This is a genomic window from Bradyrhizobium nivariense, assembly GCF_029846695.2.
Taxonomy (GTDB): domain Bacteria; phylum Pseudomonadota; class Alphaproteobacteria; order Rhizobiales; family Xanthobacteraceae; genus Bradyrhizobium.
In genome coordinates, this window is sequence record NZ_JARWCR020000019.1 from 1 (window position 1) to 13,314 (window position 13,314).

At 58.9% G+C, this 13,314-nt stretch carries 13 protein-coding genes; 10 read left to right on the forward strand and 3 right to left on the reverse strand.

The genetic code is table 11. The features are described from left to right. Positions 1-516, forward strand: a 516-nt coding sequence (locus QCM77_RS17535) for a zinc-binding dehydrogenase (protein WP_279684342.1), incomplete at its 5' end; no start/stop codon positions are given. Between the two features lie 115 nt (positions 517-631). After that, complete coding sequence (locus QCM77_RS17540; RefSeq protein WP_279684343.1) at positions 632-1,327, forward strand: glutathione S-transferase family protein; 696 nt, start codon at positions 632-634, stop codon at positions 1,325-1,327. A gap of 107 nt (positions 1,328-1,434) precedes the next feature. Here the strand turns inward: QCM77_RS17540 and QCM77_RS17545 are convergent, their stop codons facing one another. From QCM77_RS17545 to QCM77_RS17555, 3 genes are all read right to left on the reverse strand, one after another. Next, the gene (locus QCM77_RS17545) at positions 1,435-2,172 is read right to left on the reverse strand and encodes a TetR/AcrR family transcriptional regulator (protein WP_279684344.1); all 738 of its coding nucleotides are present in this window, start codon (positions 2,170-2,172) and stop codon (positions 1,435-1,437) included. Between the two features lie 148 nt (positions 2,173-2,320). After that, entirely contained in the window at positions 2,321-3,046 is a 726-nt protein-coding gene (locus QCM77_RS17550; protein WP_279684345.1) for a GntR family transcriptional regulator, read from the reverse strand. Positions 3,047-3,142: 96 nt separating this feature from the next. Beyond that, positions 3,143-4,024, reverse strand: coding sequence for an IclR family transcriptional regulator (locus QCM77_RS17555; protein ID WP_279684346.1), 882 nt, complete (start codon positions 4,022-4,024; stop codon positions 3,143-3,145). A gap of 472 nt (positions 4,025-4,496) precedes the next feature. Between QCM77_RS17555 and QCM77_RS17560 the strand changes: the two genes are divergently transcribed. The 8 genes from QCM77_RS17560 (at position 4,497) to QCM77_RS17595 (ending at position 13,295) form a co-directional block, all read left to right on the forward strand. Beyond that, on the forward strand, positions 4,497-5,318 hold the full coding sequence (locus QCM77_RS17560; protein WP_279684347.1) for an SDR family oxidoreductase: 822 nt from the start codon (positions 4,497-4,499) through the stop codon (positions 5,316-5,318). Between the two features lie 347 nt (positions 5,319-5,665). After that, positions 5,666-7,009 (forward strand): Rieske 2Fe-2S domain-containing protein, encoded by a 1,344-nt coding sequence (locus QCM77_RS17565; RefSeq protein WP_279684348.1) that lies wholly within the window; start codon positions 5,666-5,668, stop codon positions 7,007-7,009. Between the two features lie 171 nt (positions 7,010-7,180). Beyond that, positions 7,181-8,380, forward strand: a complete 1,200-nt coding sequence (locus tag QCM77_RS17570) for an ABC transporter substrate-binding protein (RefSeq protein ID WP_279684349.1) — start codon at positions 7,181-7,183, stop codon at positions 8,378-8,380. A gap of 237 nt (positions 8,381-8,617) precedes the next feature. After that, positions 8,618-9,280 (forward strand): RraA family protein, encoded by a 663-nt coding sequence (locus QCM77_RS17575; protein ID WP_279684350.1) that lies wholly within the window; start codon positions 8,618-8,620, stop codon positions 9,278-9,280. Between the two features lie 13 nt (positions 9,281-9,293). Beyond that, positions 9,294-9,953 (forward strand): RraA family protein, encoded by a 660-nt coding sequence (locus QCM77_RS17580; RefSeq protein WP_279684351.1) that lies wholly within the window; start codon positions 9,294-9,296, stop codon positions 9,951-9,953. Beyond that, positions 9,953-10,621, forward strand: a complete 669-nt coding sequence (locus tag QCM77_RS17585) for a 4-carboxy-4-hydroxy-2-oxoadipate aldolase/oxaloacetate decarboxylase (RefSeq protein ID WP_279684458.1) — start codon at positions 9,953-9,955, stop codon at positions 10,619-10,621. Before QCM77_RS17580 ends, QCM77_RS17585 begins: the two co-directional genes overlap by 1 nt. 27 nt (positions 10,622-10,648) lie before the next feature. Further along, on the forward strand, positions 10,649-11,641 hold the full coding sequence (locus QCM77_RS17590) for an amidohydrolase family protein (RefSeq protein ID WP_279684352.1): 993 nt from the start codon (positions 10,649-10,651) through the stop codon (positions 11,639-11,641). A gap of 40 nt (positions 11,642-11,681) precedes the next feature. Continuing rightward, positions 11,682-13,295 carry an acyl-CoA synthetase gene (locus QCM77_RS17595; protein ID WP_279684353.1) on the forward strand — a complete coding sequence of 538 codons (1,614 nt, stop codon included), beginning with the start codon at positions 11,682-11,684 and terminating at the stop codon, positions 13,293-13,295. Positions 13,296-13,314: the final 19 nt, after the last annotated feature.

Below are 13,314 nucleotides of genomic sequence, written 5' to 3' on the forward strand. Positions count from 1 at the left end.
GTGGGATACTACGCGATCCAGTTCGCTCGCTTGCTCGGTGCTGTCGATGTGATAGCGAGCGTCAGTAGCGCGGAGAAGGCAGCGCTTGCACGTGACGCGGGCGCCACGCACTGCATCAACTACCGCACGGACCCTGTCGCGGACGCGGTTCTCGAAGCGACGCGAGGCGAGCGCGTCCATCGCGTGATCGAGGTCGATGTAGCTTCCAACGCCCAATCCAATCTCAAGGCGCTAGCCGAGGGCGGAACCTGGGTTGTCTACGGTAGTCGTGAGCGCGAGTTCAAACTGCCTTTTCTGCCTCTGATTGACCGCGCCGTTCTCGCCCGCTTCTTTTCGGTTTACCGCCTCGCGCCGACGGCGCGCGACAGCGCAATCCGCCTCCTGCAGTTCTGGTTGGGCAATGATCAGGTTCGCCACCTCATTGCTGAATGCTACCCGCTGTCGGAGATTGCCAAGGCTCACAACAGCGTCGCGAGCGGTGCAGTGACTGGAAACGTTGTGCTTGCGATCGGTTGAGGCAGCTGCGAGAGCGGCCGAGCCGCGGTGGTTGCGGCAGCAGGGAACTTCGCGACTGGCACAGCGCGCCGACGGTCGTGACTGAATCGTCTAAGGCCGATCTAGGGAGGCAGTCTTGAAGCTCTACACATCACCCTTGTCACCGTACTCGGCTCGCGTTCGCGCGTCACTCTACTACAAGGGTCTCCAAGCCGAGATGATCAAACCGTCGAGCCTTGGCGGGATGACGTCGTCCGCATTCAAGGCAATTACACCGATCGGCAAGATCCCGGTCCTCGTCCTTGATGATGGTTTCACGATCACGGAGTCCGACTCGATTGTCGAGTTTCTGGAAGAGCTTCACCCGCATCCCGCGCTCCGGCCAGGGAATCCACTTCTTCGGGCCAGGGCGCGAATGTTGAGCAGGATAGTCGAACTGTATGTTATGGGCGCCATAGTCGGGCTCCAGCCCATGATGCCAATTTCCCTGCACCAGGCTCCCCTCGCACGTGACGAAAAACGAATCTCGATCCATGCTCCGCAATTGATAAAGTCCCTCGACGATCTCGAGCATTTCCTGTCGAAGGAGGGGCCGCACGCCGTCGGTAGCGAGCTGAGTACGGCGGACACCACGATTGCATCCTTTATCCCGTTTGTGCGCGCCGCCGAAGACTATCTGGGACAGAAAGGCTTGATCGCGGCTCACCCTGTCTTGGCCGGCCTCGTCAACCGCTTCTCACAAAACGCCGTGCTGCAGAAGGTCTTCACGGAAGTGTCCGCAGCGATGAGTGAGCGTCGCGCCGAGGTTCAAAAAACATTTGGTCTTTCGTAGGGACTCGAAACATCAGCAAGAAAGACCGTCTTTGCTCCGCGAATGGTCAGATACGCGCCGGCCTACTTTCGTTTGGCCGCCCTCTGGTTTCGTCGCAGCTCATGACCCTATTCAGCCTTCGAACCGTTTGCCCGCGAAGGCCTCTTGGTGGTTTTCGATCGATTGGTTCGGGAGCGCGCCGAGATCGGCGGATCTCGAAAGAAAAGCGCACAACAGGTCGCAACGTGCTTTTCGACGAATGCTGGAGAAAACGGGGACTGGCCGGTCACCGCTTCGGCCTCTGCAGCCTGCATGAATATCCGGGTGACAGCGCCGATGAAGAGATAAAGGAGGTGATAAGGGTCGCCCTCAACATACCGACCGGCTTTCTGCGCCGATCTTATCAGGCCGGTGACGGCCGCAAAGAACGGCTTGGTCCTATTTTCGACGACCCACCGAAGCCTGTTGGTCGATCGATCACCTTCGTTTGCCATCAACCAGTGGAAGCCAGGATTGGCAGCCGCAAATCTCACAAAATCTTCCTGGATCAGCCGAAGCTTGGTTACGTCATCGACGTCCTTCAATCCGGCCATCCGAGCTTGCCATGTCGCCGTGAAATCTGCGGCAACAGAGGTCATTACCGCCTTCCAAAGGTTCTCCTTGTTCTTGAAATGGTAGGTGACCAATGGGTGATGAACGCCCGCCTTCGCGGCGATGACGCGCGTTGAAGTCCCTTGAAAACCCATTTCAGCAAACTCGGAATAGGCGATCTTGAGGATGCGCTCTCGCGTATCGATCGACCGTTGTTGCCGGCGACGTTTCTTGACGAATTTTGAGCTTTGTTCTTTGAATAGGTTCTCTGCCAAAGCGTGTTACTCTCCTGAGTTCGCGTATCTAGGGACTTTCAACTTCCGCCACGTGCGCGCTCGACATTGAACTGATGTCGGTCCGCATCGAGGGCGATTGTCTCGTATTTTGGAGCCAGTACGCTGCGATTAGCTCTGCAACGGGACCTCATACGCCTGTCCTGCGCCTGAGCGGCAATTTCCTTGTGGCCGATCTGCTGCCCAGCTTTGCTTTAGGTCCGCCATATGATCGAGGCGCATGATCGGCGGTCGCATTCGATCGATGAGCTTCAAACGACCGCTTCAAAGCATTTTGATCTTTTCTGGCCAATGCCAAGATGATTTTGTCGTGTTCCTGGACGGTTCTTAGGCGGGCTTCGGGAAGAGCCAGCTTGCCCGCGATGTAGACATCGTTCATCGTCCACAACCGCTCGATCTCTCGGAAGATGAGCTTGTAACGACTGAGGCTAAAGATCTTGATGTGAAACTGATGGTTCAGCGATATCATGTCTGCCCAGTCGGTTCCTTCCGCCAGCTCGGCCATCTTGCGATTGAGGAGCTTTAGCTGGGTGATTTCGTCCTTCGTCGGCCAATCCATTGCTTCGAGAAGTTCGTCTTCCAGCAAGCTTAGCATGCGATAAAGTTGATGCAGTTCCTCCGGCACTCGCTTCGCGACGAAGTAGCCCCTGTTGAGATGATGATCGAGCATTCCCTGATCGGCCAGAATGGTCAGCGCCTCCCGAAGCGGCACCCGACTTACGCCGAACTCTTCTGCCATCTCCTCTTGACGGATCTGTTCTCCGGGCAGCAGCACGCCCTGCGAAATGAGCATACGCAATCCACGTTGGACCCGCTCAACGCTGCCCGTTTCAAGTTGTTCGGTGCGCCGTTTCATTGTCTAAATTCCCGTCTGCACCGAATGAATGTAGCAAACAAACATCTTTTAGTAGGCGAAGGGAGCTTCGTGCCTTGCGTGGGAGAGCTGCCATTCTTAGCCGATGCGCCGCGATCGAGCACGTGAGGTGGAAGCGGTTTCGCGCGACCGCTCGCCCGCCGCGCGAAATTGCTCCACCATCTTGACCAGCCGCGGCCCCCATTTTGATTCGATCGCGCGGCGCGTGAGGATAGCGTCTGATCCAATCATATTGAATGCCAGAATTTGCTGGCCATCCTTGTCGAGGAAGGGGACGCTAACTGCGTTGGCGCCCGCCTCAAAGGCGCCCTCGGAAATACAGAAGCCGCGTTCCCAGACATCGGCTATCGCCCTTTTAACATTCGAGGCGATCTCGGAGCTTCTGGTGGGATAGAACGCTTCCAGCCTTTGAAGCGCCTCCGCGCGCTGCGGCGAGTTCATGGCTGACAGGCACGACCAGCCTATCGAGGTAAATGCGACAGGCACCCGAAATCCCACCATGACCCGCTGCGAATACAGCTGATCACCCATGGCGCATTCAATGAAGACGACGTTCAGGCCGTCCAGGATTCCAAGTCCGACGATCGCTCTCGCCTCCCTGGCAAGATCTTCCATGAAGGGGCGGGCCCTGGTGTAGATCTGAAGTCGGGCCATCAATGAGTAGCTCAACGCCAGGACGCGCGGACCAACCTCATACTTTCCAATGCGGTTTTGATAGTTGAGATAACCCTCCTCGACCAGGGTCGCGGTTATCCGTGAGACCGTAGGGCGAGGAATTCCGGTCCGCTCGGCTATCTCGGCGTTGCCGAGGTAGCGATCTTCAACATTGAAGGCGGCCATGATCTCCAGCACCCGCGCTGCGCGATTGGCGTCCTTCTTCTGTTGCGCCCTGGCTCTGGGCGCCTTCTTGGCCGGCTTGGCGCCAGCTCCTCGCTCCTCGCCCAATCGTTTACGTCCCAATGCCTTCTCCCCGCAATCTCGCGACCGCAATATATCGACTGGGATGCCAGGCGGAAATGGCTGACCCTGCTCATTCTCGATCCGTCCCCCGCTGCTTATCGCCTCGTAAGTATATGAAATAACGCCAAAAATGTAGAACTCGACGCTGGCTTGCACGAATGATTTGTTGAAAGGCTGCCCGCGACGCGGACGGTTTTTCGTCTGGCGAGCGAGCTTCCAAGGCCCGCCTGGGAGAACCTACACGCGCAGGAGGCTCGCACTTGGGTAGTCGCCGCCGAACAGATCCAGCGGGACCAATGGATCGCGCACAGAAACCCTGGCGCCTGTGCACACAACCTGCGCTCCGGCAGCGCCCGCGGCCGCACATGCGTGCGGGCTTGCCAACCAGCGGCGCAAGTGCGTTGCGATCTGCCCCGAGTTGACCCCCTGCAGTTTTGCATTCATAATTGAATTCAAAACGAGGGAGAGAGACATGGCGGTCGTGCTTGTTACGGGTTGTAGCTCTGGATTCGGCGAAGCCATTGCACTTGGCTTCTTGCAGCGCGGCGACTCGGTCGTCGCGACGATGCGTCGCCCGCAGGAGCCGCCGGCGAAGCTGCAAGCCGCTGCGCGCGAGTACGGCGCCAAGCTCGACATTTTCCAGCTGGACATCACTGACGCCCAATCGCGTGAACGCGCCGTCGGCAGAGCGGTCGATCTGTTCGGGAGACTGGACGTGCTTGTCAACAATGCGGGAGTTGCGTGCTCTGGCTCACTCGAGGACACCTCCCTGGAACTGCTGAGAGCGGTGTTCGAAACGAACTTTTTCGGACCCCACGAGATGATGCGGCTTGTGCTGCCAATCATGCGCGACCAGAAGGCGGGCCGGATCATCAACGTGACGGCCATAGGCGCGATCTTTTCGACGCCGCTATACGACGCGTATTGTTCGTCAAAGCATGCGATGGATTCGATATCTGCTGGAGCCGACATCGACGCAAGGCCTTTCGGAGTAAGGGTAGTATCGATCCTGCCTGGGCAGTTCAAAACGGCAATCGCGGATAAGCGATTGTTGAGCACGGTCAGCCCCGCCTATCAAAAGATGGCGGCCGATATGGCAAAGGCTCGAGAAAAGAGAGCCGCAGATGTGCTGACCGATCTGACGCCCGTGGTCGAGGCTGCAATAGCGGCAGCGACAATCGCAAATCCAAAACCGAGATATGTCGTCGGTAAGGGCATGGCGGACATGCTGGACCACGTGATCTCGGAACTCGAAAAATTGCACGAGTTCGATTTGCAGCGCGCGGGGCTTTGAGACATTGCCCCGAGGTTTCGAAACCTCGCAGCAGTACGGTCCAACACGAAAAGGTCTTTCCGACTGACGTGCCATGGCTTCGGGTCAACGGCGAAGCTTGAGCCTCGCGGTCTCGGTCCAGGGCCGGGGGGCTGTGCGAGGCTATCGTAATGTCGGTTCAACCGAGACGTCCTCGCGAGCGCCATGATCCCGAGCCCGCTCCGTTTTTTAAAATAGACCACATGCAAAATTTAGCATTGCCTCCGGCTTCCGAGATGGCGTATCTTTCGCGATAATCAAATACGAAACAGAATTCCATTATCCATGGATGGGGCGGGTTCCCCGTCGGGAAAGCCAGGGAGTGACACATGCTATCCAACGAGAATAACCAGCTGATCTGTCGCGTCGGCCGTGGCACTCCCATGGGGGAACTGATGCGCCAATATTGGATCCCGGCACTGCCCTCATCCGAGTTCGCCTCGCCGGACTGCGCCCCCAAGCGTATGATGCTATTGGGCGAAAAGCTCGTGATGTTCCGGGACAGTGAAGGCCGGATGGGCGCTCTTGAGGAGTTCTGTCCGCATCGCGGCGCCAGCCTCTATTTCGGTCGCAATGAGGATGGCGGTCTGCGCTGCGCATACCACGGCTGGAAGTTCGACATCACCGGCAAGTGCCTGGATACCCCGACTGAGCAGCCCGAACGACGCGAGAAATTCTGCGCCAATATCAAGGCGCGCGCTTATCCCTGTCACGAGGTAAACCACATGGTTTGGGTCTATCTCGGTTCGCGCAAGGAGCCGCCTCCCTTCCCCCGCTTCGAGATCAACCTTCTTCCAGAGGATCGCGTTTATCGTCCTTCCATCATGATGGAGGAAGCGAATTGGTTGCAGAACCTAGAGGGAGACCTCGATTCTGCTCACCTCGATTGGGTGCATCGACGTCTTCATGAAGATAGCCCAAAGCCGCAGAAGGGTATTCGCGGCTTCTGGAATCCGACCGGTCTTCCGCCGGTGCTCGATGTCGTCGCCACGAACTACGGCGCCTATTATTCCGCAATGCGCAAGTTCGATGACGGAAGCGAGTGGCATCGAGTCAACCAATTCATCTTCCCATTCCATACGATGATTACAATTGGGGACGGCAGCATCAATCTCCGCTCCTTCGTGCCGCTCGATGACAATCATGCCATGTTGATCTCGCACCGAGGACATCCGACAAAGTCGCTGTCGGACGAAGAGCTGGCATCGCACGCCAACACGTTCGACGAGGTCGGTGGCTTTGTCGAGCGGACCAACGATCCGCGAACGTATTTCCTGACCAAGGCCAACAAGCGCAACGATTACGGTCGCGATCTTAGCGTTCAGAGCCAAACAATGTTCTGCGGCATTCCCTTCTCCGGTAATCTGCAGGATCGCGCCATGACGGAGTTGATGACCAACGATCAGGATGAGCCGATTTATGATCGAACGAAAGAGCATCTTAGTTCGTCCGACGCGATGATCGTCACCGTGAGGCGCCAACTCGTTAATGCGGCGACGAAGCTGCGCGACGAAGGGAAGATCCCGGCAAACGTCGACGATGTGGGCCTCGATCGCGTTCGTTCGGCCTCGCTACACTATCCGGCGGGATCCGACTGGAAGAGGCAGAGCGAAACCGCGCGTACCACGATTCCGGGTGAACCTGCTGCGGCGGAAGTTAGCCTCATCATCTGACCGCACGCGACGACGCTGCTCTTTCGATCAGGGGGTGACTCAAGCGCTAAAGCCGCGCTGGCCCGCTTCCGTGGGCATCTGAGTGGTGCCGCAAGCTGGGCCGCCAATCTTCAGACTAGGTTGAACCAGGTAGACCGCACCAAGAGGCGGACAAAGAAGGAGGAGGATGGAATGCTGGGTACAGTTGGGAAGTCTGCTCTATTGCTGATGTGTCTCGCATCTTCGTCGTTTGCTCAAGAGTATGATTCCGGCGCCTCCGATTCAGAGATCAAACTGGGGCAAACTCAGCCGTATGGAGGACCGGTATCAGCGGCGGCCACTACCGGGTTCGCTTCGACGGCGTACTTTGAGGCAATCAACAAAAAAGGTGGGATCAATGGACGCAAGGTCACGCTTATCTCGCTCGACGATGGATATAGCCCCCCGAAGACCGTCGAACTGACGCGCAAGCTGGTTGAAGGCGATGAGGTGTTCGCCATCTATGGTTCGGTAGGAACGCCGACCAACGCGGCGGTCCAGAAATATCTCAACGGCAAGAAGGTGCCTCAGCTCTTCATCGCGACTGGCGCGAGCAGATTTGCCGATCCAACAGCATTTCGGTGGACCATACCGATGCTGCCAGGCTACGCGGCCGAGGCCCGGGCAACGGCTCGATACGTCCTCTCAAGCGTCCCGGATCCCAAGATCGCCATTCTCTATCAGAACGATGATCTTGGTAAGGACTTCGTCTCTGGCTTCAAGTCAGGCCTGGGAGAGAGCGCGAAACGTCTGATCGTCAGCGAACAGAGTTTCGAGGTGACCAGTCCCACCATCGAAAGTCAGCTGATCACGGCCAAGGCATCGGGAGCCAACGTCTTCTATTTCGCGGGGACTCAGAAATTCGGCGCGATGCAGATCCGAGTCCGCCATGAGATCGGCTGGAAGCCGCTCAATCTGGTCTGCAGCATCGCCTCGGGGGTGGAGACGGTTCTTAAGCCGGCGGGCCTGGATCGGGCAGAAGGCATCATCTCAACCGGCTACGCGAAAGATCCGTCTGATCCGCGGTGGCAGAATGATGATGATATCAAGGAATACAATGCATGGATGCGCGATAATCTTCCCGGGAAGAACCCATCGGACGCCGGCTACATAACGGGTTACCAAGCCTCGTACCTCATGGCGCACGTTCTGCGGCAGGCTGGTTCGAAGTTGACGCGCGACAATCTGCTAGACCTAGCGACCCGTCTCAAAGACATGAAGGTGCCCTTGCTCTTGCCGGGAATCACCGTGACCACAACGCCTGATGACTACAGTACCATCAATAGGTTTTGGATTCAGCGCTTCGAGTCCGGTCGATGGACACCGATCGGCGATGGAGTACAGGGTGGATAATGCCGTCTCCGCTTGGCGTGATTGTGCAGTCACGAATGACCTGTCGTCAGCGCGTTGGTTGCGAAATCCGATGTTAGGCGAGGCTTACACCAGGGTTGGCAAGCTTGCGACCTCCCGAGTCGCGCAACTCAGCCCGATGCAACGAGCGCATCGGGCTGCCCTTTCTTTGGAGGCAGCGTGGCATCCGATCCGTTATGCGCCAGCTGCCCGTCAATCGGAATGCAGGAGGAAATTAGTATGGAGGATTCCGTCACGCGGCTTAAGCGACTTGATTGCTGTGCCGTGTCAGATGCGCTCGACAAATTGGGGATCAAAGGCCGCGTCGTCAGCGGACTTCGCGCTGAATCCGTTCCTGCGAAGATCGCCGGGAAGGTCGTCACCTACAGGCTTGTCGCCTGCGATGAGGCCAAGGCCCACCAAGGCCCGCCCAAGCATCTCGGGACAACCGCAATCGAGCTGGCCGATCCTGGCGATGTGATCGTGGTGGAACAGCGCACGGGAATTGACGCCGGGAGCTGGGGGGGCATCTTGAGTCTCGCAGCGAAGCTGAGAGGCATCGGCGGCGTGGTCGCGGATGGTCCGGTCCGCGATATCGATGAAGCCCGCACTTACAAGTTTCCGATCTACTGCAGGTCGCTCACGGCGAAAACGGCTCGCGGGCGTGTGGTCGAAGCCGAAGTCAACGGCCCGGTTACAATCGGCGAGCTAGTCGTGAACGCTGGTGACTATGTTCTGGCGGACTCCAGTGGAGTTGCGTTCATTCCGCCTACTGAGATCGACTCTGTGCTTTCTGCTGCCGAGATGATCGCTGGCCGAGAGGCGGCTATGGCGAAAGCGCTGCTCGACGGCTCCAAGGTCACCGACGTGATGGGTGCCAACTACGAACACATGCTACGCTGAGATGAGGGGAGAGATGGTGGACGTTAATGTAGAGCGCGCTGCGCGGCTGGATACGGCTACACTAAGTGACGCACTAGATCGGCACGGGATCGTCGGGCAATGCTATCAAATCAAGCCGCGGTCGTATGGCTTTCGGATGACAGGCCGCGCTTGGACCTTGCTGTACGGCGTGGCCGGGTCACCTCCTGGGACGGTCGGCGACTACATCGACGATGTCGATGCCGGCGAGGTGATCGTCCTCGCCAATAGCGGGCGGGACGACGTTACGGTCTGGGGCGATATCCTGACCGAGGTGGCTCATCGCAAAGGTATCGCTGGGACAGTCATCGACGGGATCAATCGCGACGTCGCGCTCTGCCTGGAATTAAATTACCCCATCTACAGCCGAGAGTCCTGGATGCGGACGGGCAAAGATCGCGTGCAGGTCGAGGCGACGCAGATCCCCGTCACGATCGGCCGGGCGCGGGTGTGTCCAGGCGATCTCATGCGAGGCGACGCGGATGGCGTTGTCGTGATTCCAAGGGAGCATGAGGAGAGAGTTCTCGCATCCGCCGAAGAGATCCAAAAAGCGGAAGATGCAATTCGCGCCTCCGTCAGGGGCGGTATGAGCCTCCGCAAAGCTCGCGAGACTCACCGCTATCATCAATTGCAAACGCGAGCGGAGGAACGATGATGGCCGGCTCCGACGCGTCTCGAGCGCTGGCGACCGTGAGGACCGACTTCGAACGGCCGGCTGCGGCGCTGCTCCGCTCCGCGAGTGAGTTGCCGACATCGACTATTCATGAAGCCGCCGGTCGCATCGGCGCACTACCCGCGGCAATTAAGCCTCTCGATCCGCATTTTCGCGTTTGTGGACCGGCAGTCACGGTCCATTCGCCGCCGGGTGACAATTTGTGGCTTCATCGCGCGATCTACTTGGCTCAACCCGGCGACGTTCTCGTGGTCGACGTCGAAGGCGGTTATGAGTTCGGTTATTGGGGTGAGATCATGTCGTGCGCCGCGCGTCAGCGTGGCCTCGCTGGCCTCGTGATCAATGGTTTCGTTCGCGATGGAGCGACATTGGCGAGCTCCGATTTTCCGATCTTTGCGCGGGGTCTGTGCATGCGAGGAACGGGAAAGGACTATGGCGCGCGGGGCTGGATCAACTACCCCACCTTGATCGAGGACGTTGTGGTTCGCGCGGGGGACCTCATTGTCGGCGACTACGACGGAGTGGTCGCGATCCCGCGGACTTTGGTGGCGGACGTCGTTGAGAAGTCCGTGGCTCGGGAAGCGAAAGAAGCGTCGATCCTGAAACGCCTAGGGCAGGGCGAACGCACACTCGATATCTACAATTTCTAAGACAGGCAAACCGAAGAGGACTTACCCATGCCGCTGATCATCGACTCGCACGCACATGTCGTCCTGGCGCCCGAAAGCTACAAGTACATGGCTGAATTGGTGTCGAACCGCGGCAATCCGGCCGCGAGCGCAAAGGTGCCGGACGAAAGCATCCGCGAGGCTGCGCAGACGATCATCGATATCATGGACCGCGTCGGCACCGACATTCAGTTTCTTTCGCCGCGCCCCTACATGCAGATGCATTCCGTCAAACCGGCGAAGGTCAGCGAGCTCTGGACCCGGCACATGAACGATGTGATCCATCGAACCGTTCAGCTGTTCCCGGAGAGATTTCGGGCTGTCGCCGGCCTCCCGCAATATCGCGATGCGAGCCCGGCCAACTGCCTTTCAGAGTTGGAATTTCGAGTGAAGGAGCAGGGGTTCATTGGCTGCCTTCTCAATCCGGATCCGACCGAGGGCGACGGACTTCCGCCGCCCGGATTGGGTGACGAATTCTGGTATCCTCTTTATGAAAAGGCGTGCGCGCTCGACGTCCCGATGCTGGTGCACTCTGCAAGCAGTTGCCATCCGCGCGAGTCCTACACCCTGAAGTTCATCAACGAGGAAAGCATCGCGATCATCTCGGTGCTCGAGTCTCGCGTGTTCGAAAGATTTCCGACGTTGAAGCTCATCGTTCCGCACGGAGGAGGCGCGATTCCGTATCACATGGGACGCTTCCGCGCCTGGGCCGTTCGACGCGGAGGAGCCACTTTCGACGAAAAGCTGAGGCAATTCCACTTCGACACGTGCACATATGACAAGAACGCGATTGAGCTGCTCGTCAAAACGGTTGGCGCTGACCGGGTGCTGTTCGCGACAGAAAAGCCAGGAACCGGAAGCGCGAAAGACCCGAAGACGGGTCGCGACTACGACGATCTGAAGCCGGTCATCGAAGAGCTTTCGATCCTGTCAAAGGAAGACCGCGCCAACATATTCGAATGCAATTGCACGCGTCTCTACTCCCGATTTAAGGCGGAGTAGGGCGGAGCCGATGATTGACCGAATTTCCAGCGGAGCGAATATGACAGGCGACCTGACAAGCACCATGGCGAAGGCCCGCGAGCATTCCATCGGCGATCTCTTGCGCCGGTCGGCGGCTCGCGAGCCGAACAAGCCCGCCCTGGCCTGCGGTTCGGTGCGCTGGACGTTCTCGGAGCTGGACGCGATCTGCAATCGGCTGGCACGCGGCCTGCTCGGTCTCAGCGTGAAGAAGGGGGACCGGCTCGCCGTGCTGTCGCGCAATTCGCACGCGTTTGCGACCTTGCGCTTTGCCGTGGCACGGATCGGCGCGGTGCTGGTGCCGATCAACTTCATGCTCCATCCGGACGAAATCAATTTCATCCTGAGAAGCTCTGGCGCAAAGCTGCTCGCGACCGGCCCCGATTTCGTTGAGCCGGCGCGCGCCGCGAGCACGAAGGATTGCGCGGTCGAAAAACTGATCTGGCTGCCGGGTGAGGATCCCATCACCGCACCTGCCGGTCTCACCACCTTCGACGATCTCCTGGATGCCGACGGCTCGTATCTCGAGGCCTCCGTCGACAGCCGCGATCTTGCGCAGATCGTCTACACCAGCGGCACGGAATCCCTGCCGAAGGGCGCGATGCTGACCCATGAAGCGGTGATGTGGCAGTATGTCAGCTGCATCATCGACGGCGGCATGAGCGTGGACGACAGATTCCTCCACGCGCTGCCGCTCTATCACTGTGCCCAGCTCGACGTGTTCCTGGGACCGCAGATCTATCTCGGCGCTTCCGGCGTGATCACGGGCAAGCCGACCGCCGACAACATCCTGGCGCTGATCCAGGCGCACAAGATCACCTCGTTCTTCGCGCCGCCGACGATCTGGATCGCGATGCTGCGCTCGCCGAATTTCGACAAGACCGATCTGTCGACGTTGCAGAAGGGTTATTACGGCGCCTCGATCATGCCGGTGGAGGTGCTGCTGGAGCTGCAGCGGCGGCTGCCCAACGTCAAGTTCTGGAACTTCTACGGCCAGACCGAGATCGCGCCGCTGGCGACCGTGCTGGGCCCTGCGGACCAGCTCCGCAAGGCCGGTTCGGCCGGCAAGCCCGTGCTCAATGTCGAGACGCGTGTGGTCAATATCGCGATGGAGGACGTCAACGTTGGCGAAGTCGGCGAGATCGTGCACCGCTCGCCGCATCTGTTGTCCGGCTATTACAATGATCCGGTGAAGACCGCGGCGGCATTCGCGGGCGGCTGGTTTCACTCCGGCGACCTCGCCACCGTCGATGCCGAGGGCTACATCGCCGTCGTCGATCGCGTCAAGGACATGATCAAGACCGGCGGCGAGAATGTCGCAAGCCGCGAGGTCGAAGAGATGATCTACAAGATCCCAGCGGTCTCCGAGGTCGCCGTCGTGGGTCTACCAGATCCGCGCTGGATCGAGGCGGTCACCGCCATCGTCGTGGTCAAGACCGGCGAGACGCTCGATGAGGATGCCGTCGTCAAGCACTGTGCCGGATCGATGGCGCATTTCAAGGTGCCGAAGCGCGTCGTATTCGTCGACAGTCTGCCGAAGAACCCATCCGGGAAGCTGTTGAAGCGCGAGCTCCGACAGCGCTTCGTCGGCGGCGAGACGCTGGACAAGGCGATCCAGAGCAAGTTCGGAACATGAGGGGCGCGACTGGGTCCTG